Source organism: Streptomyces sp. VRA16 Mangrove soil (genome assembly GCF_017377775.1).
GTDB lineage: Bacteria > Actinomycetota > Actinomycetes > Streptomycetales > Streptomycetaceae > Streptomyces.
The window spans coordinates 167,229-184,506 of sequence record NZ_JAFVLN010000010.1; the positions used below are offsets into that span (position 1 = coordinate 167,229).

The 17,278-nt window shown below is 71.9% G+C and carries 16 protein-coding genes and 1 pseudogene; 9 read left to right on the plus strand and 8 right to left on the minus strand.

Features of this window, described 5'->3' with window-relative positions; translation table 11 throughout:
• Position 1: 1 nt before the first annotated feature.
• The 3 genes from J3486_RS26285 to J3486_RS26295 all read right to left on the minus strand — a co-directional run bounded on the left by J3486_RS26285 (position 2) and on the right by J3486_RS26295 (position 3,126).
• Positions 2-805: an enoyl-CoA hydratase/isomerase family protein gene (locus J3486_RS26285; RefSeq protein ID WP_207824438.1), complete on the minus strand. Its 804-nt coding sequence runs from the start codon at positions 803-805 to the stop codon at positions 2-4.
• 40 nt (positions 806-845) lie between these two features.
• Positions 846-1,967, minus strand: coding sequence for an adenylate/guanylate cyclase domain-containing protein (locus J3486_RS26290; RefSeq protein ID WP_207824440.1), 1,122 nt, complete (start codon positions 1,965-1,967; stop codon positions 846-848).
• Between the two features lie 286 nt (positions 1,968-2,253).
• Entirely contained in the window at positions 2,254-3,126 is an 873-nt protein-coding gene (locus tag J3486_RS26295) for a biotin--[acetyl-CoA-carboxylase] ligase (RefSeq protein ID WP_207824443.1), read from the minus strand.
• 122 nt (positions 3,127-3,248) lie between these two features.
• Here J3486_RS26295 and J3486_RS26300 point away from each other — a divergent pair, with 122 nt between their 5' ends.
• The 4 genes from J3486_RS26300 to J3486_RS26310 all read left to right on the plus strand — a co-directional run bounded on the left by J3486_RS26300 (position 3,249) and on the right by J3486_RS26310 (position 5,893).
• On the plus strand, positions 3,249-4,856 hold the full coding sequence (locus J3486_RS26300) for an acyl-CoA carboxylase subunit beta (protein ID WP_207824445.1): 1,608 nt from the start codon (positions 3,249-3,251) through the stop codon (positions 4,854-4,856).
• Positions 4,857-4,867: 11 nt separating this feature from the next.
• Positions 4,868-5,071, plus strand: a complete 204-nt coding sequence (locus J3486_RS26305; protein WP_207824447.1) for an acyl-CoA carboxylase epsilon subunit — start codon at positions 4,868-4,870, stop codon at positions 5,069-5,071.
• Positions 5,072-5,142: 71 nt separating this feature from the next.
• On the plus strand, positions 5,143-5,271 hold the full coding sequence (gene mmpB / locus J3486_RS44760; protein WP_267878239.1) for a morphogenic membrane protein MmpB: 129 nt from the start codon (positions 5,143-5,145) through the stop codon (positions 5,269-5,271).
• Positions 5,272-5,284: 13 nt separating this feature from the next.
• Positions 5,285-5,893, plus strand: coding sequence for a nucleoside triphosphate pyrophosphatase (locus J3486_RS26310; RefSeq protein ID WP_207824450.1), 609 nt, complete (start codon positions 5,285-5,287; stop codon positions 5,891-5,893).
• On the opposite strand, the gene J3486_RS26315 is transcribed toward J3486_RS26310, so the two are convergent.
• Positions 5,865-6,356 (minus strand): hypothetical protein, encoded by a 492-nt coding sequence (locus tag J3486_RS26315; RefSeq protein WP_307804954.1) that lies wholly within the window; start codon positions 6,354-6,356, stop codon positions 5,865-5,867. The two genes, J3486_RS26310 and J3486_RS26315, sit on opposite strands and share 29 nt — an antisense overlap.
• 353 nt (positions 6,357-6,709) lie before the next feature.
• On the opposite strand from J3486_RS26315, the gene J3486_RS26320 reads away from it, so the two are divergent.
• Complete coding sequence (locus J3486_RS26320; protein ID WP_207824453.1) at positions 6,710-8,482, plus strand: biotin carboxylase N-terminal domain-containing protein; 1,773 nt, start codon at positions 6,710-6,712, stop codon at positions 8,480-8,482.
• Positions 8,483-8,592: 110 nt separating this feature from the next.
• Here the strand turns inward: J3486_RS26320 and J3486_RS26325 are convergent, their stop codons facing one another.
• Complete coding sequence (locus J3486_RS26325) at positions 8,593-9,312, minus strand: hypothetical protein (protein WP_207824456.1); 720 nt, start codon at positions 9,310-9,312, stop codon at positions 8,593-8,595.
• A 129-nt stretch (positions 9,313-9,441) separates the two neighbouring features.
• Complete coding sequence (locus J3486_RS26330; RefSeq protein ID WP_207824458.1) at positions 9,442-10,434, minus strand: response regulator transcription factor; 993 nt, start codon at positions 10,432-10,434, stop codon at positions 9,442-9,444.
• Between the two features lie 115 nt (positions 10,435-10,549).
• Here J3486_RS26330 and J3486_RS26335 point away from each other — a divergent pair, with 115 nt between their 5' ends.
• Complete coding sequence (locus J3486_RS26335) at positions 10,550-11,164, plus strand: TetR/AcrR family transcriptional regulator (RefSeq protein ID WP_229378603.1); 615 nt, start codon at positions 10,550-10,552, stop codon at positions 11,162-11,164.
• A 24-nt stretch (positions 11,165-11,188) separates the two neighbouring features.
• On the opposite strand, the gene J3486_RS26340 is transcribed toward J3486_RS26335, so the two are convergent.
• Both J3486_RS26340 and J3486_RS26345 read right to left on the minus strand, forming a co-directional pair.
• Positions 11,189-12,121, minus strand: a complete 933-nt coding sequence (locus tag J3486_RS26340) for a DeoR/GlpR family DNA-binding transcription regulator (RefSeq protein ID WP_229378650.1) — start codon at positions 12,119-12,121, stop codon at positions 11,189-11,191.
• A gap of 222 nt (positions 12,122-12,343) precedes the next feature.
• Positions 12,344-13,822, minus strand: a pseudogene (locus tag J3486_RS26345) (NAD(P)H-quinone dehydrogenase); the annotation flags it as partial.
• 77 nt (positions 13,823-13,899) lie between these two features.
• Between J3486_RS26345 and J3486_RS26350 the strand changes: the two are divergent.
• The 3 genes from J3486_RS26350 (at position 13,900) to J3486_RS26360 (ending at position 17,168) form a co-directional block, all read left to right on the plus strand.
• Positions 13,900-14,337, plus strand: coding sequence for a gamma-glutamylcyclotransferase (locus J3486_RS26350; RefSeq protein WP_207824465.1), 438 nt, complete (start codon positions 13,900-13,902; stop codon positions 14,335-14,337).
• A 172-nt stretch (positions 14,338-14,509) separates the two neighbouring features.
• Positions 14,510-15,346, plus strand: a complete 837-nt coding sequence (locus J3486_RS26355; protein ID WP_207824467.1) for a purine-nucleoside phosphorylase — start codon at positions 14,510-14,512, stop codon at positions 15,344-15,346.
• A 49-nt stretch (positions 15,347-15,395) separates the two neighbouring features.
• Positions 15,396-17,168, plus strand: coding sequence for a phospho-sugar mutase (locus tag J3486_RS26360; protein ID WP_207824469.1), 1,773 nt, complete (start codon positions 15,396-15,398; stop codon positions 17,166-17,168).
• The last annotated feature ends 110 nt before the right edge of the window (positions 17,169-17,278 follow it).

Sequence of the window (17,278 nt, forward strand, 5' to 3'; positions counted from 1 at the left end):
GTCACTCACCGGGCCACTGCGGCTTGCGCTTCTCGTTGAACGCGGCCACGCCCTCCGCCCGGTCGCCGGAGAACGCCACCGACCGCCACGCCGCGTCCTCGACCTCAAGGCCCGCCCGCAGGTCGAGCCCGTGCCCGAGCCGCAGCGCGCGCTTGGCGGCCCGCAGCCCCACGGGAGAGTGGGCGGCGATCCGGGCGGCGAGCGCAAGGGCCTCGTCCCGGTCCGCACCGGCCGTCACCACCTGGTCCACGAGCCCGAGTTCACCGGCCTCGGCGGCCTCGACCCGGCGGGCCGAGAAGATCAGCTCGGCGGCGCGCGCGGCCCCGACCCGGCGCGGCAGCAACTGCGTACCGCCGCCACCGGGGATCACCCCGACCGACACCTCGGGCAGCCCGACCACGGCACTCGCGTCGGCCACGATCAGATCGCAGGCGAGCGCCAGCTCGAACCCGCCGCCGAGCGCGAACCCGTGCACGGCCGCGATCGTCGGCATCGGCAGCTCCAGTACGCCCGTGTAGGCGCCCCGCGCGACCGGCCGCTGGCGCACCAGTTCGGCGTCGGAGAACGAGTTGCGCTCCTTGAGGTCGGCCCCGACGCAGAACGCCCGCTCGTTGCTGGAGGTGACGACCACGACCCGTACGTCCTTGTCGGCGCCCAGCGCCTCGCACGCGGCGCCGATGGACCGGGCCATGGCGCTGGAGACCGCGTTCATGGCCTTCGGCCGGTCCAGCACCAACTCGGCGACGGTGCCGCCCTCGTGACGCCGTACCCCGACGAACTCCCCGAACCGCTGCTCATCCTGCATATGACCGCACCTCCGGTTAACTGACGTTAACCGGAGGGTGTCAGGCGCGCCGGGTCAGCGTCCAGGGCTCCACGACACCGAGACCGCGGACCGGCCGCTGCCACATGGGCTGCAGCGCGAACCGGTACGAGGGCGGCTCGGCGCCGTCCGCCTCGGCCTTCTGCGCCTCGACGGCGGCCTCGGCCTCCGACGTCGGCGCGTCCCCGGTGCGCACCAGCTCCTCGGCGAAGGCGCCGTCGACCAGCACGTTGTCCCGGGGCGCTATCGACGTGAGGCGGCTCGCGAGATTCACGGTGGTCCCGAAGACATCGCCCATGCGGGTCGTCACGGTCCCGAAGGCCATGCCGACGCGCAGCTCCGGCATGGTCTCGTCGTTGCTCATCGTCTCGATGAGCCGCAGCGCGATCTCACCGGCGATCCCGGCGTCGTCGGCGGCGAAGAGGACTTCGTCGCCGAGCGTCTTGATGAGCCGTCCGCCGTGCGCGGCGACCAGGTCGGCGGCCGTGGTCTCGAAGGCCTCGACGAGCTCGCCGAGTTCCTCCTCCTCCATGCGCCGGGTCAGCCGCGTGAACCCGACGAGGTCGGCGAAGCCGACGGCGAGCCGCCGGTCGACCATCTCCTCGTCGTCCCCGGCCTGGACGACCCGCCCGGTGGCCGCGGCCAGCTGCCGCCGCCACACGTAGACGAGGAACTCCTCCAGCTCGGGAAGGAGCAGCTCTATCAGCGGATACGTGACCTCGGTGCGGGTCATGCCCGGCTCCGGCGGCTCGGTGAGCCCCTCCAGGAACGAGTCGATCTGCCACTCGGCGAGCCGCGCGGTGGTCTGCCCGGTGGACCGGGCCACCTGCACGGCCATCGCCTCGCTGAGCAGCCCCGCCTCGACGAGACCGGCGAGCCGGCGCAGCGCCAGCACGTCCGCCTCGGTCAGCGCCTTGGCCTGCCCGATGTCGGCGAAGCCCATGGCCCGCCAGAACCGTGAGGCCAGCTCCATGGAGACGCCCGCGCTGCGGGCCGCCTGGAACGGGGTGTAGCGGCGCTCGGCGCCGAGGATCAGCCCTTCGAGCCGCAACGCCAGGGGGTCTTCTGTTTCTTCTTCGGCCCCCTCCGACTTCTCGGGGTCGCCTTGGCCACCCGTGCCGGAGCCCGAGTCGTCGACGGTCACGCCTGCTGCCCTTCCGATCTGCCGCGGTCAGGTATCGACCGGGCTCAACTCTACGGCAGCCCCTGTGTGCCAGGTCACTCCGTTCGGGAGCGGGTTCCGCCTATTGGGGGTGCGTCCGTCTGCGGGTGGGCGGGTGCGGCTCGGTGGGGGCCGGTCGCGCCCCGCGGCGGAGCCGCTGATGGACACGGCCCCGCGCCCCTGAGATGCCGCACCGCAGGTGCGCATCTCAGGGGCGCGGGGAACTGCGCGACCAGCCACCGACCACCCGCACCCGAAGACGCTCCCCCTACGCGGGTCGCAAATGGACGATGTCGCCCGCCCCGACCGCCTCACGCGCACCGTCGGCCCCGGCGATCACCAAGCGCCCGTCCCCGTCCACGGCAACGGCCTCGCCCACGAGATCCCGGTCCCCCGGCAACTGCGCCCGCACCTGGCGGCCCAGCGTGGCGCAGCCCGCCGCGTACGTCTCCTGGAGCCCGGAGAGCCCCGGGTCCCCCTGCGCCGCGCACCACTCCTGGTACCAGCGCTCGAAGGACCGCAGCACCCCGCGCAGCAACGGCTCCCGGTCCGTCACCTTGGCTCCGGCCAATGCCAGCGAGCCGGCCGTGGGCACCGGCAGCTCCGTCGCGCGCAGCGAGACATTGAGGCCGATACCGACCACGATCCCGTCCGCCCCGGCCCGCTCGGCGAGGATGCCCGCCGCCTTGCGCTCCTCGCCGTCCACGGTGACCAGCAGGTCGTTGGGCCACTTCAGCGCGGTGTCGACGCCGGCCGTCGCGGACAGGCCCGTGGCGAGCGCCACACCGGCCAGCAGCGGCAGCCAGCCCCAGCGCGCCACCGGCACCTCGTGCTCGCCGGGCTTGAGGAGGACGGAGAAGAAGAGGCCCGAGCGCGCGGGCGCGGACCAGCGCCGGTCGAGGCGGCCGCGCGCCGCGCTCTGCTCCTCGGCGATCAGCACGGCACCCTCGGCCGCGCCCGCGGCGGCCCGCGCCACCAGGTCCGTGTTGGTGGAGCCGGTGCGGGGCACCACTTCCAGGGACGACCACAAACCGTCGCCGCGGAGCAGGGAGCGGCGCAGCCCCGTCTCGCCCAGCGGCGGCCGGTCCAAGTCCGACCAGCGGTTGTCGTCGTGCGCTTCTGAACCATCTCGCGGCGTCATGCAACCCAGCGTAGGTGTGGCAAACGACGCAGTGCCGAGCCGTATACGCGCCACTACGCTACGAGTCAGTAGCCCACCGCACCGTCCCCACCACGACTGTTCAGGCAGGGAGCCGCATCCCGATGTCCGAGTTGGCACAGCAGCAGGCCGCAGGGCCCGACATCCACACCACCGCAGGCAAGATCGAGGATCTGCGGCGCCGGATCGACGAGGCGACCCACGCGGGTTCGGCCCGCGCGGTCGAGAAGCAGCACGCCAAGGGCAAGTTGACGGCCCGTGAGCGGATCGACCTGCTGCTCGACGAGGACTCGTTCGTGGAGCTGGACGAGTTCGCGCGGCACCGCTCGACCGACTTCGGCCTGGACGCCAACAAGCCGTACGGCGACGGCGTGGTGACCGGGTACGGGACCATCGACGGCCGCCCGGTCGCCGTGTTCTCGCAGGACTTCACCGTCTTCGGCGGCGCCCTCGGCGAGGTCTTCGGCCAGAAGATCATGAAGGTGATGGACTTCGCGCTGAAGACCGGCTGCCCGGTGATCGGCATCAACGACTCCGGCGGCGCCCGCATCCAGGAGGGCGTCATGGCCCTCGGTATGTACGGCGAGATCTTCCGCCGCAACACCCACGCGTCCGGCGTCATCCCGCAGATCAGCCTGGTCGTCGGGCCGTGCGCGGGCGGCGCGGTCTACTCCCCGGCGATCACCGACTTCACGGTGATGGTCGACCAGACCAGCCACATGTTCATCACCGGACCCGACGTCATCAAGACGGTCACCGGTGAGGACGTCGGCTTCGAGGAGCTGGGCGGGGCGCGCACCCACAACTCGGCCTCCGGCGTGGCCCACCACATGGCGGGCGACGAGAAGGACGCGATCGAGTACGTCAAGTCGCTGCTGTCCTACCTGCCGTCGAACAACCTGAGCGAGCCCCCGGCGTACCCGGAGGAGGCGGACCTCACCCTCACCGACGAGGACCGCGAGCTGGATGCGATCGTCCCGGACAGCGCGAACCAGCCGTACGACATGCACACGGTGATCGAACACGTCCTGGACGACGCCGAGTTCTTCGAGACGCAGTCGCTGTTCGCGCCGAACATCCTCACCGGCTTCGGCCGCGTCGAGGGCCGCCCGGTCGGCATCGTCGCCAACCAGCCGATGCAGTTCGCGGGCTGCCTGGACATCGACGCGTCCGAGAAAGCCGCGCGTTTCGTGCGCACCTGCGACGCCTTCAACGTGCCCGTGCTGACCTTCGTCGACGTGCCGGGCTTCCTGCCGGGCGTCGAGCAGGAGCACACCGGCATCATCCGCCGCGGCGCGAAGCTCATCTACGCGTACGCGGAGGCCACGGTCCCGCTGATCACGATCATCACGCGCAAGGCGTTCGGCGGCGCGTACGACGTGATGGGCTCCAAGCACCTGGGCGCCGACCTGAACCTGGCCTGGCCCACCGCGCAGATCGCGGTCATGGGCGCGCAGGGCGCGGTCAACATCCTGCACCGCAAGACCCTGGCCGCCGCCGAGGACCCCCAAGAGCGCGAGGCCACGCGCGCGCAGCTGATCCAGCAGTACGAGGACACGCTCCTCAACCCGTACACGGCGGCCGAGCGCGGCTACGTCGACGCGGTGATCCTGCCGTCCGACACCCGCGCCCACGTCGTACGGGGCCTGCGTCAGCTGCGCACCAAGCGGGAATCACTGCCCCCGAAGAAGCACGGCAACATCCCCCTCTAGGAGCCCCGGTCATGATGATCAAGGTCGTACGGGGAAACCCGACCCCCGAGGAGCTGGCCGCCGCACTGGCGGTGGTCAGGGCGCGGGCCGCGGCGGCCCCCGAGGCCCCCGCGGTCGCCGAGCGGGACGCGTGGGCCGACCCGTCGCGCGTCGCCCGCACCCGGCTGCCCGCCCCCGGCCCGACGAGTTGGACCCGCACCTACTGGCCCGCGTGAGCCGATCCGTCCGGGGCGTTTGAGTACGCGTACTCAGGCGCCCCGCGCGCGTGCGTCGCAGTATCGGTGTCGTGCTGTGGTCAGACCCCGAGGACGAGCCCCCCGAGGAGCTCCGCGAGACGCAGGCGATGCTGCGGCGTGCGAGCTTCGTGCTGGCTCTGGCGATGGTGATCGCGATGTTCGTGCTGGGCGTCCTGTAGTTAATCTGGCCGCATGACAGCCCGCCGTCTGATCCTCGCCTCCCAGTCCCCCGCCCGCCTCGCCCTTCTGAAGCAAGCCGGTTTCGCGCCCGAGGTCATCGTGAGCGGCTTCGACGAGGACGCCGTCACCGCACCGACCCCCGCGGAGCTCGCCCTCGCCCTCGCCGAGGCCAAGGCCTCCGTCGTGGCGGCCCGCCCCGACGCGCGGGACGCGATCGTCGTCGGCTGCGACTCCGTCCTGGACCTCGACGGGGAGGCGCTCGGCAAGCCCGCCGACGCCGAGGAGGCCACCGCCCGCTGGAAGGCGATGCGGGGCCGCGTGGGGACGCTCCAGACGGGCCACTGCGTGTACGACACGACGAGCGGCCGGTACACGTCCGGGACCGCCTCCACCGTGGTCCGCTTCGGCGAGCCGAGCGACGAGGAGATCGCCGCGTACGTGGCGACCGGCGAGCCGCTCCACGTGGCGGGCGCCTTCACGCTCGACGGCCGCTCGGCGCCCTTCATCGACGGCATCGACGGCGACCACGGCAACGTGATCGGCCTGTCGCTGCCGCTGCTGCGCCGCCTGCTGGCCCGACTGGGCGTCGGCGTCACGGAGTTGTGGGCTCCGGCGAGCTAGCCGGCGCAGACGGCGGGGTGGCGGCGCCGCCGTTGCCCCCGCCGTCGGCCCCGTTCGCGTTCTCGTGCCGGTCGTAGGCGACCAGCGTCAGGACGACCAGCCCGAGCACCACCATCATGCCGACGAAGGCGAGCCAGCCCACCAGGCCGACGCAGAACGCGCCGAGCAGCCCGTGCACCACGGCCACGCTGATCAGCAGGATCCGCCCGAAGCCGCCCGGCGCCCGGTCGGACACCGCCGTGCGCAGCAGCACCAGGCCGCACAGCGCGAGATAGAGCCCGAACAGACCGCCCGCCACCCAGGCGCCGATCGACATCGCGCGCGGGTCGAGTCCGGCGAGGGACATCTCCTGGTGGTCGACGACCAGACCGAGGAACCAGTTCAGGAAGACGATCCCGAGCGCCTCCGCGAAGAGCACGATCGCCGCCACCCACGCCACCGGCCTGCGTGCCACCGGTCCCACCCACTTCCCTTGAGCCATCGCCTGTTACTGCGAGTACGGTCGAGACATCGCGAACGCTACTAACGGGTAAACCTCCGGACAAGGGTTCTGCCGAAGGCAAAGAATCGTTGGGCCATTCGTAGGGACTCCACAAAGAAAGGCGACCGGCCGCAGCGCGGTCTCACAGAGACCTTGACCACATGACGGGGTTAGGGTTCCACCGAGGGATCCCGCGCGGCCAGGCGCGACAAGGGATTTCAGGGACCGAGCAGCCCTCGAGTCACACTCCGTGTGGGCAAGCTCACCATTGGGGACGGGTCGTAAGCCCGTGTCGGCTGTCCCTAAACTCGGCTTGTTTCAAGGAGGGAGCCATCGTGCGCAAGGTGCTCATCGCCAACCGTGGCGAAATCGCTGTCCGCGTGGCCCGGGCGTGTCGGGACGCCGGGATCGCGAGCGTTGCCGTTTACGCAGATCCGGACCGGGACGCTCTGCATGTCCGCGCGGCCGACGAGGCCTTCGCGTTGGGTGGTGACACCCCCGCCACCAGCTACCTGGACATCGCCAAGGTGCTGCAGGCCGCCGCGGACTCGGGTGCGGACGCCGTCCACCCGGGCTACGGATTCCTGTCGGAGAACGCGGAGTTCGCGCAGGCCGTGCTGGACGCGGGCCTGATCTGGATCGGCCCGCCGCCGTCCGCGATCCGTGACCTGGGCGACAAGGTGGCGGCCCGTCACATCGCGCAGCGCGCCGGGGCCCCGCTGGTCGCCGGCACCCCGGACCCGGTCTCGGGTGCGGACGAGGTCGTCGCGTTCGCCGAGGAACACGGCCTGCCCATCGCGATCAAGGCCGCCTTCGGTGGCGGTGGCCGTGGTCTGAAGGTCGCCCGGACCCTCGAAGAGGTGCCGGAGCTGTACGACTCCGCGGTGCGCGAGGCCGTCGCCGCGTTCGGCCGCGGCGAGTGCTTCGTGGAGCGCTACCTCGACAAGCCCCGCCACGTCGAGACCCAGTGCCTGGCCGACACCCACGGCAACGTGGTCGTGGTCTCGACCCGTGACTGCTCGCTGCAGCGCCGCCACCAGAAGCTGGTGGAGGAGGCCCCGGCCCCGTTCCTGAGCCAGGCCCAGCTCGACGAGCTGTACGCCTCCTCGAAGGCGATCCTGAAGGAGGCCGGCTACGTCGGCGCCGGCACCGTGGAGTTCCTCGTCGGTGCGGACGGCACGATCTCCTTCCTGGAGGTCAACACCCGCCTCCAGGTCGAGCACCCGGTCACCGAAGAGGTCGCCGGCATCGACCTGGTCCGCGAGATGTTCCGTATCGCCGACGGCGAGGAGCTCGGCTACGGCGACCCGGAACTGCGCGGTCACTCCTTCGAGTTCCGGATCAACGGCGAGGACCCGGGGCGGGGCTTCCTGCCGGCGCCCGGCACCGTCACCCGGTTCGACGCGCCCACCGGTCCCGGTGTCCGTCTGGACGCGGGCGTGGAGTCCGGCAGCGTGATCGGCCCGGCCTGGGACTCGCTGCTCGCCAAGCTGATCGTCACCGGCCGCACCCGCAAGGAGGCCCTGGAGCGGGCCTCGCGCGCGCTGGCCGAGTTCCACGTGGAGGGTATGGCCACCGCCATCCCGTTCCACCGCAAGGTCGTCACCGACCCGGCGTTCGCGCCCGAACTGACCGGCTCCACCGAGCCGTTCACCGTCTTCACCCGGTGGATCGAGACCGAGTTCGCCAACGACATCCCGCCGTTCGCCGCGCCCGCGGCCGACGGTGAGGAGGACGAGGCCGGCCGCGAGACCGTCGTCGTCGAGGTCGGCGGCAAGCGCCTTGAGGTCTCCCTGCCCGCCGGGATGGGCATGTCGCTGGCGCGCACCGGGCTGAACGCCGGTGCCAAGCCCAAGCGCCGCGCCGCCAAGAAGTCGGGTCCGGCCGCCTCCGGCGACACCCTCGCCTCTCCGATGCAGGGCACCATCGTCAAGGTCGCCGTCGAGGAGGGCCAGGAGGTCAAGGAGGGCGACCTGATCGTCGTCCTGGAGGCCATGAAGATGGAGCAGCCGCTGAACGCGCACAAGGCCGGCACCATCAAGGGCCTGTCCGCCGAGGTCGGCGCGTCCCTCACCTCCGGCGCCGCGATCTGCGAGATCAAGGACTGACGTTCACGTCGGTTGTCCGAAGCGCCCGCCACCCCGCCGTTCGACGGGGTGGCGGGCGCTTCGTCCTTGCCGGGGCCGGGGACGGATCGCCCCTCCTACGGATCGCCCCCCTACGGGGCGCTCGTCCCCCTCACCCAGCCGGTTCCGTTCCTCGCGATGCTCAGGCCCACCATCGTGAAGCCCACCGTCAGAAGGGCGAAGCCGACCACGGCCAGGGCCTCCACGCCCGTCATCCAGCCGGCCACGTTCGCCGGCATCGCGAGGATCGTCGCCCACGCCGCCCAGGCCGGGACCGCGCCGCTGCGCAGCAGGACGACACCGAGCAGGATCGAACCGAGGACGTGGCCCACGATGAACAGGGCGACCGCGGTGTTCACCTGGGGCAGCGACTCGATGCCCTTCTGGAGGGTGACCAGGGTCGGCTGCCGCAGCCCCTTCTCCAGGCCGCTCAGCGTGACGACGTCGGTGGACGGGGTGCCGTTGATCAGGATGACCCCGCCGCCGAACAACAGCGTTCCGGCCAGGCCCAGTTTGGGCGAGCGGGCCATCGCGTAGACGCCGACGATCAGGACGGCGGCGGTGAGCACCAACGACGCCACCAGCCAGATCCACAGGTCGCCCTTCATCTGGCCCGGGTGCTGGGCGATGCCGCGCACCATGCCCTTGTCGTCGGCGTCGAGCGCGTACGGTTCGAAGACGAACGCCAGGATGAAGAGCAGCGGTCCGAGCGCCGTCACCAGGCCCATCACGGCCCGGGCCGGGCGTACGCGGTCGACGGCGGCCCCTGAGGAGGCTGCGGGCACGTGCGCGGACGACGGTGTCGCGGTCATGGCGTTTCCCCCTGATGCCGTGGACGGCCGGGCCATGGATGCATGGCCGACTTGACCTGTTCACAGTGAAGCCGGGGTGTCCGGCGCGGGCCATCCGTCAATTCTGAGGAGCGTGCGCACCCTCTGCTCTCACTCGCCGAGCAGGCCCGACTCCCGCCCCTTGCGCAGTAGTTGGGCCGTGTGCCCGGCGGACAGCTTGCGGTGCAGGGACGCCACGTAGCCGCGTACGGTCGTCAGGGAGATGCCCATCGCCCGGGCCGCCTCGGCCGGGGTGCGGCCGGCGTCGATGTGCTCCAGGGTGCGGTGCTCGCGCTCGGTCAGGCCGAGCCGGCGGGCGGCCGCGCGGGCCGCGCCGAGGTCGCGGATCAGTACCAGTCGGGCCACGCCAGGCGCCGCGCACGGCACCACCCGCACCACCGCGTCCCGCGTCCGGAAGGTTCCGGTGAGCATCAGGCGCGGGTCGTCGCGCAGCCGGGGCAGCAGCGCCTCGGCCGCGCTGTCCAGGGCCCGTACGACACCGTCCTCGCCGACCGCCGCGACGCCCTGGCCCGGACGGCCCGCCGAGTCCAGGGCGGAGCGGACCAGGGCGAGCAGCCACTGCCGTTGGGTCAGCAGCCGCTCGGCGGCGGCGATGCGCGGTTTGGCGTAGCCGAGCAGGTCGCGCTGCCCGTCGGTGAAGTCGGTGCCGCCACGCACCAGCGCGTACCCGGTGACGCCCGCCTCGTCGCGGCTGCTGGCGACGAGGTGGCGGCGCATGCCGAACGGGCGGAAGTCCAGGTTGTAGCAGTGGGTGCGGCGCCATTCGCGGTCGGCGGCCGCGTCACTGACCCGCCAGGCGCCGGACGTGCCCTCGACGAGCATCGCCTCGGTGAGGGGGTGGTCCACGGGATGGTCGTAGATCACCCTGGGGTCGGCGTGGAAGGAGTCGGCGGGCAGGGCCAGCGCGTGGACCCCGCCCGTGCGGTCGAAGTGGTACCACTGGGCGCCGTCGGCCGGGATGAGCCGGATCAGCTCCCGCACGGCGCGGGTCCGCAACTCCTCGACGTCCGTGCTCTGTTCCAGTTCGTGCACGAGCCGGTCGACGCCGTGCCGGTCCGTGTCGCCGATGTCCCTGATGTTCATGCCCCGCTCCAGGACGTTCCCTGAGGTCGACGCTACTGCGGTGGGCGGCCCTCCGCACCGGCGCGCCGCGACGATCAGGCATCCTTGAATGCCCGCGCACGCCCAGGGAGGCCCGATGGCATCAGGCACCGAGCACGATCGCGCCCGCCCCATGCGTGCGGACGCGCGCCGCAACTACGAGCGGCTGCTCGCCACGGCCCGCACGGCGTTCGCCGAGCACGGCACGGGGGCGTCCCTGGAGGACGTGGCCCGGGGCGCCGGGGTCGGCATCGGCACCCTCTACCGGCACTTCCCGAACCGGTACGCGCTGATGAGCGCCGTCTTCGAGGAGGCGGTGGCCGAGCTGCTCGCCCGCTCCCGGGCGCTGCTCGACGCACCGCAGCCCTGTTCGGCGCTCGTGGCGTGGCTGCGCGAGATCATCACGCATGCGAGCGAGTACCGGGGCCTGTCCCGGGCGCTGATGTCGGCGTCCCAGGACGCGAGTTCGGCCCTGGCCTCGTGCAGTACGCCGATGCGCGCGGCGGGGCAGGCACTGCTGACGCGGGCCCAGGAGTCGGGCGCGGTGCGCCAGGACGTGTCGATCTCGGACCTGCTGCAGCTGACCAACGCCATCGCCCTGGCGGCGGAGGAGACCCCGTCGGACCCGGACCTGGCGGACCGCCTGCTGAAACTGACCCTGCGGGGGATCACCCACTCCTCAGGTCCCGCAGGGGACACCTCCCAGCGCTAGCCGGGGAGCTTGAGGAGCCGGCGTCTACCGCCGCCGCAGATCCGCCACTCTCGCCGACCGCTCGGGACCCGGGTCCATCGCGGCAGCACTCCGCAACGGGTGTCCCCCGCCGGGGAGTTGGGTCCGGCGCTGGCCGGGGAGGGGGACATCCCGGCGCGGCTGGCGCGCCGGGACGGAATCGCCGCCCCCTGATGAACCGGCGGACGCCGACCCCGCGCCGGCGACCGCGATCTGCACACCCTGATCGGCCAGTGCCTGCAGCTCGGTGGCGGCACGGTCGTCGTGTGCGGGCGGTTCATCGGTGACCAGCCGCGTGATCACGTCCGTGGGCACGGTCTGGAACATGGTGTCCGTACCGAGCTTGGAGTGATCGGCGAGGACCACGACCTCGGCCGCGGCCTGCACCAGGGCCCGGTCCACGGACGCCGAGAGCATGTTGGACGTGGAGAGCCCGCGCTCGGCCGTCAGACCGCTGCCGGACAGGAACGCCCGCGACACTCTCAGGCCCTGCAGGGACTGCTCGGCCCCGCTGCCCACGAGCGCGTAGTTGGAACCCCGCAGCGTGCCACCGGTCATGACGACCTCGACCCGGTTGGCATGGGCCAACGCCTGGGCGACGAGGAGCGAGTTGGTGACGACGGTCAGGCCCGGCACACGCGCGAGCCGGCGGGCCAGCTCTTGCGTGGTCGTCCCCGCACCCACCACGATGGCCTCGCCCTCTTCGACGAGTCCCGCGGCGAGATCGGCGATGGCCGTCTTCTCTGCGGTCGCGAGATGTGACTTCTGCGGAAAGCCGGACTCCCGCGTGAATCCGCCCGGCAGTACCGCACCGCCGTGCCGGCGGTCGAGGAGTCCTTCTGCCTCCAGTGCGCGCACGTCCCGCCGTACGGTCACTTCGGAGGTCTGGACGACGCGGGCGAGCTCACGGAGCGAAACGGCTCCGTTGGCTCGCACCATTTCGAGGATCAATTGACGACGTTCTGCAGCGAACACGAAACTGACAGTAACCCCAACGACCGTCTGCTTTCAGCAGTTTGCGCCGAATTACAGATTCTGTTCATACAGAACCCCTGGAAGTGGTATAGGCGCGGACCGGGTGCCTACCCGCCGCGCCTATGCCTCCCGCATGGGCCGCAACTCACCGTCACCACACGGCAGTTGGGGCCATGAGGGCCCGGATCAGCCCTCTTCCGCGATCTTCCGCGTGTGCAGCTGCCGCGCCACCTCGGCGATCGAGCCGGACAGCGAGGGGTACACCGTGAACGCGTTCGCGATCTGCTCGACCGTCAGATTGTTGTCGACCGCGATCGAGATGGGATGGATCAGTTCCGAAGCGCGGGGCGCGACGACCACACCGCCGACCACGATGCCCGTTCCGGGACGGCAGAAGATCTTGACGAAGCCGTCGCGGATGCCCTGCATCTTCGCGCGCGGGTTGCGCAGCAGCGGCAACTTCACGACACGGGCGTCGATCTTGCCCGCGTCCACGTCGGCCTGTGTGTAACCGACCGTGGCGATCTCGGGGTCGGTGAAGACGTTCGACGACACCGTCTTGAGGTTCAGCGGGGCCACCGCGTCACCCAGGAAGTGGTACATCGCGATCCGGCCCTGCATGGCCGCGACCGACGCGAGTGCGAAGACTCCGGTCACGTCACCGGCCGCGTACACGCCGGGAGCGGTCGTCCGGCTGACCTTGTCGGTCCAGATGTGACCGGACTCCTTCAGCTTGACGCCGGCCTCCTCCAGGCCGAGGCCCGCGCTGTTGGGGATGGCGCCGACGGCCATCAGGCAGTGCGTGCCGGAGATGACCCGGCCGTCGGAGAGGGTGACCTCGACGCGGTCGCCGACGCGCTTGGCGGAGGCGGCGCGCGAGCGGGCCATGACGTTCATGCCGCGGCGCCGGAACACGTCCTCCAGGACGGCGGCGGCGTCCGGGTCCTCGCCGGGCAGCACGCGGTCGCGCGACGAGACCAGGGTGACCTTCGAGCCGAGCGCCTTGTACGCACCCGCGAACTCGGCACCCGTGACACCGGAACCGACCACGATGAGCTCCTCGGGGAGCTCGTCCAGGTCGTACACCTGCGTCCAGTTCAGGATCCGCTCCCCGTCCGGGAGGGCGTCGGGGACCTCGCGCGGGTGGCCGCCGGTCGCGATCAGCACGGCGTCGGCGGTGAGGGTCTCCTCGGTGCCGTCGACGGCGGTGACGACGACCTTGCGCGAGCCGTCCTGGTCCTGGAGGCCCTCCAGGCGGCCGCGGCCGCGCAGCACGCGCGCGCCCGCACGCGTGACGGATGCGGTGATGTCGTGGGACTGGGCGAGCGCGAGGCGCTTCACACGGCGGTTCACCTTGCCGAGGTCGACGCCGACGACGCGGGCCGGGGAGTCCGGGTCCGGGGTGTCGTCCTCGACGATGATGCCCAACTCCTCGTACGAAGAGTCGAAGGTGGTCATCACCTCGGCCGTGGCGATCAGGGTCTTCGACGGCACGCAGTCGGTGAGCACCGACGCACCGCCCAGACCGTCGCAGTCGACGACGGTCACCTCCGCGCCGAGCTGGGCGGCCACCAGTGCCGCCTCGTATCCGCCAGGTCCGCCACCGATGATCACGATCCGAGTCACATGCCCCATTGTCCCGCACGCAACAAGTGGACGTCCTGTCGGGGTGCGAGCCGCGGATCCTGCCTGGTACGGACTTCACCCGGGGTCCCGGCCGTCGCTGTCGTACCCTCGGTCCCATGTCGCTCTACGCCGCGTACGCCGGCAACCTCGACGCGCGGCTGATGAGCCGCCGCGCCCCCCATTCGCCGCTGCGCTCGACGGGCTGGCTCAACGGCTGGCGGCTGACGTTCGGCGGCGAGCAGATGGGCTGGGAGGGCTCGCTCGCCACCATCGTGGAGGCACCGCGTTCACAGGTCTTCGTCGCGCTGTACGACATCGCCCCCATGGACGAGGACTCCATGGACCGCTGGGAGGGTGTCGGCCTCGACATATACCGGCGCATGCGGGTACGCGTGGACACCCTTGAGGGTGAGGAGCCCGCCTGGGTGTACGTACTGAACGGGTACGAGGGCGGGTTGCCGTCCGCGCGTTATCTCGGGGAGATCGCGGACGCCGCCGAGTCGGCCGGGGCCCCGCACGATTACGTCATGGAGATGCGCAAGCGGCCCTGCTGAGTGGGGTTGCCCGGCGGGTGCGGCCCGGTGGGAGCCGGTCGACGTGACCGGCACCCGACCAGGACCCGGCACCCGAGCGGAGCGCTTTCGTCGGAAACGACAAGACAACGATCGCGATCCGGGGACCATCGACATCTACGCGCGTAGGACTTCAGCGGCTACTCTCAAACGCGTGAACGCATCTGTTACTCCGGACCACATCCAGGGCGCCACCCCAGAAGATCCCAGGGTCGCCGCCGACGCCGCCGCCGCGCGCCTGCGCGAGCTGACCGGTGCCGAGACCCACGACGTCGCCCTCGTGATGGGCTCGGGCTGGGCGCCCGCAGCCGAGGCGCTGGGCGCGCCGGCCGCCGAATTCCCCTTCACCGAGCTGCCCGGGTTCACCGGCGCCGCGGTGGCGGGCCACGGCGGCAAGGTGCGCTCCTACCAGGTGGGCCAGAAGCGCGCCCTGGTCTTCCTGGGCCGCACCCACTACTACGAGGGCCGTGGCGTCGCCGCGGTCGCGCACGGCGTGCGCACCGCCGCCGCCGCGGGCTGCAAGACCATCGTGCTGACCAACGGCTGCGGCGGTCTGCGCGACGGGATGCGTCCGGGCCAGCCGGTCCTCATCTCCGACCACATCAACCTGACGGCGACGTCGCCGATCGTCGGCGCCAACTTCGTCGACCTCACCGACCTGTACTCGCCGCGGCTGCGCGCGCTGTGCCAGGAGATCGACCCGTCGCTGGAGGAGGGCGTGTACGCCCAGTTCCCCGGCCCGCACTACGAGACCCCGGCCGAGGTCCGCATGGCCGGCATCCTCGGCGCGGACCTGGTCGGCATGTCCACCACCCTGGAGGCCATCGCGGCCCGTGAGGCGGGTGCGGAGGTCCTCGGCATCTCCCTGGTCACGAACCTGGCGGCGGGCCTGTCCGGCGAGCCGCTCAACCACGAGGAAGTCCTCCAGGCCGGCCGCGACTCCGCCGTCCGCATGGGCGAGCTGCTGACGAAGGTCGTTGCCAGGATCTGAGCGGCAGCGCCCCCGCCCCCCGTACCCGTACGTGTGAAGGAAACCCACCGTGACCGCTGAAGGCAGCGAACTGCTCGACCGGGCGAAGACCTGGCTGGCCGAGGACCCCGACCCCGAGACCCGCGAGGAGCTGGCGAAGCTCATCGAGGCCGGGGAGACCGGGGACCTCTCGGCGCTCCGGGAGCGCTTCAGCGGCACCCTGCAGTTCGGCACCGCCGGGCTGCGCGGTGAGCTCGGCGCGGGCCCGATGCGGATGAACCGCGCGGTGGTCGTCCGCGCGGCCGCGGGGCTCGCCGGGTACCTCAAGGCCAAGGGCCAGGATCAGGGGGGCGAGCGCGAAGGGCTCTCGGGCGAGGGCGGTGGTGAGCGACGGGCCGGCGGGCTCGTCGTCATCGGGTACGACGCGCGCCACAAGTCCGCGGACTTCGCGCGCGACACGGCCGCGGTGATGGTCGGGGCGGGGCTGCGCGCCGCGGTGCTGCCGCGCCCGCTGCCCACCCCGGTGCTCGCGTTCGCCGTCCGGCATCTGGGCGCGGTGGCGGGCGTCGAGGTGACGGCCTCGCACAACCCGCCGCGGGACAACGGCTACAAGGTGTACCTCGGCGACGGCTCGCAGATCGTGCCGCCCGCCGACGCGGAGATCGCCGCCGAGATCGACGCGGTGGCCTCGCTGCACGACGTCCCGCGTCCGGACTCCGGCTGGGAGATCCTGGACGACAGCGTCCTGGAGGCGTACCTGGCGCGTACGGACGCGGTCCTGGCGGCCGGTTCGCCGCGCACCGCCCGCACCGTCTACACGGCGATGCACGGCGTCGGCCGGGACACCCTGCTCGCCGCGTTCGCCCGCGCGGGCTTCCCGGAGCCGGTGCTCGTCACCGAGCAGGCCGAGCCCGACCCGGACTTCCCGACGGTGGCGTTCCCGAACCCGGAGGAGCCGGGCGCGATGGACCTGTCGTTCGCGACGGCCCGCGCGCTGCCCGAGGCCCCGGACCTGATCATCGCCAACGACCCGGACGCGGACCGCTGCGCCGTGGCCGTCCCGGACCGGGGCGACTGGCGGATGCTGCGCGGCGACGAGGTCGGCGCGCTGCTCGCCGCGCACCTGGTGAAGCGGGGCGTCACCGGCGACGCCACTGTTCTCGCCGAGTCGATCGTGTCGTCGTCGCTGCTCGGCCGGATCGCGGAGGCGGCCTCGCTGCCCTACGAGGAGACGCTGACCGGCTTCAAGTGGATCGCCCGCGTCGAGGGCCTGCGCTACGGCTACGAGGAGGCGCTCGGCTACTGCGTCGACCCCGAGGGCGTGCGCGACAAGGACGGCATCACGGCCGCGCTGCTCGTCGCGGAGCTGGCGAGCGAGCTCAAGGAGCAGGGCCGTACGCTCCTGGACGCGCTCGACGACCTGGCGCTCGCCCACGGGCTGCACGCCACGGACCAGCTGAGCGTCCGTGTCGAGGACCTGTCGGTCATCGCCGACGCCATGCGCCGGCTGCGCGAGGCGCCTCCGGCGGAGCTGGCCGGTCTCGCGGTGACCGCGGCCGAGGACCTGTCCCGGGGCGCCAGTCAGGGGGGCGAGCGCGAAGCGCTCTCGGGCCAGGGTGGCGGTGGGCGACGGGCGGGCCTGCCGCCCACCGACGGTCTGCGGTACACGCTCGACGGGGCGCGCGTCATCGTCCGCCCGTCCGGCACCGAGCCGAAGCTGAAGTGCTACCTGGAGGTCGTGGTCCCCGTCGCGGACGAGGCCGGCCTGGAGGCCGCCAGGGCCCGGGGAGCCGAGCTGCTGACGGCGATCAAGCGGGACCTCGCCGCCGCGGCGGGCATCTAGGGTCTCTGGGGTCTGTCCGGCCCGGGACTTCATTTGTCCCTCGCACGAGTGATTCCTGCACGGCAGTTGACGGAACCCTGGCAGGGATGGGCCGGGAGCAACGGGAACGT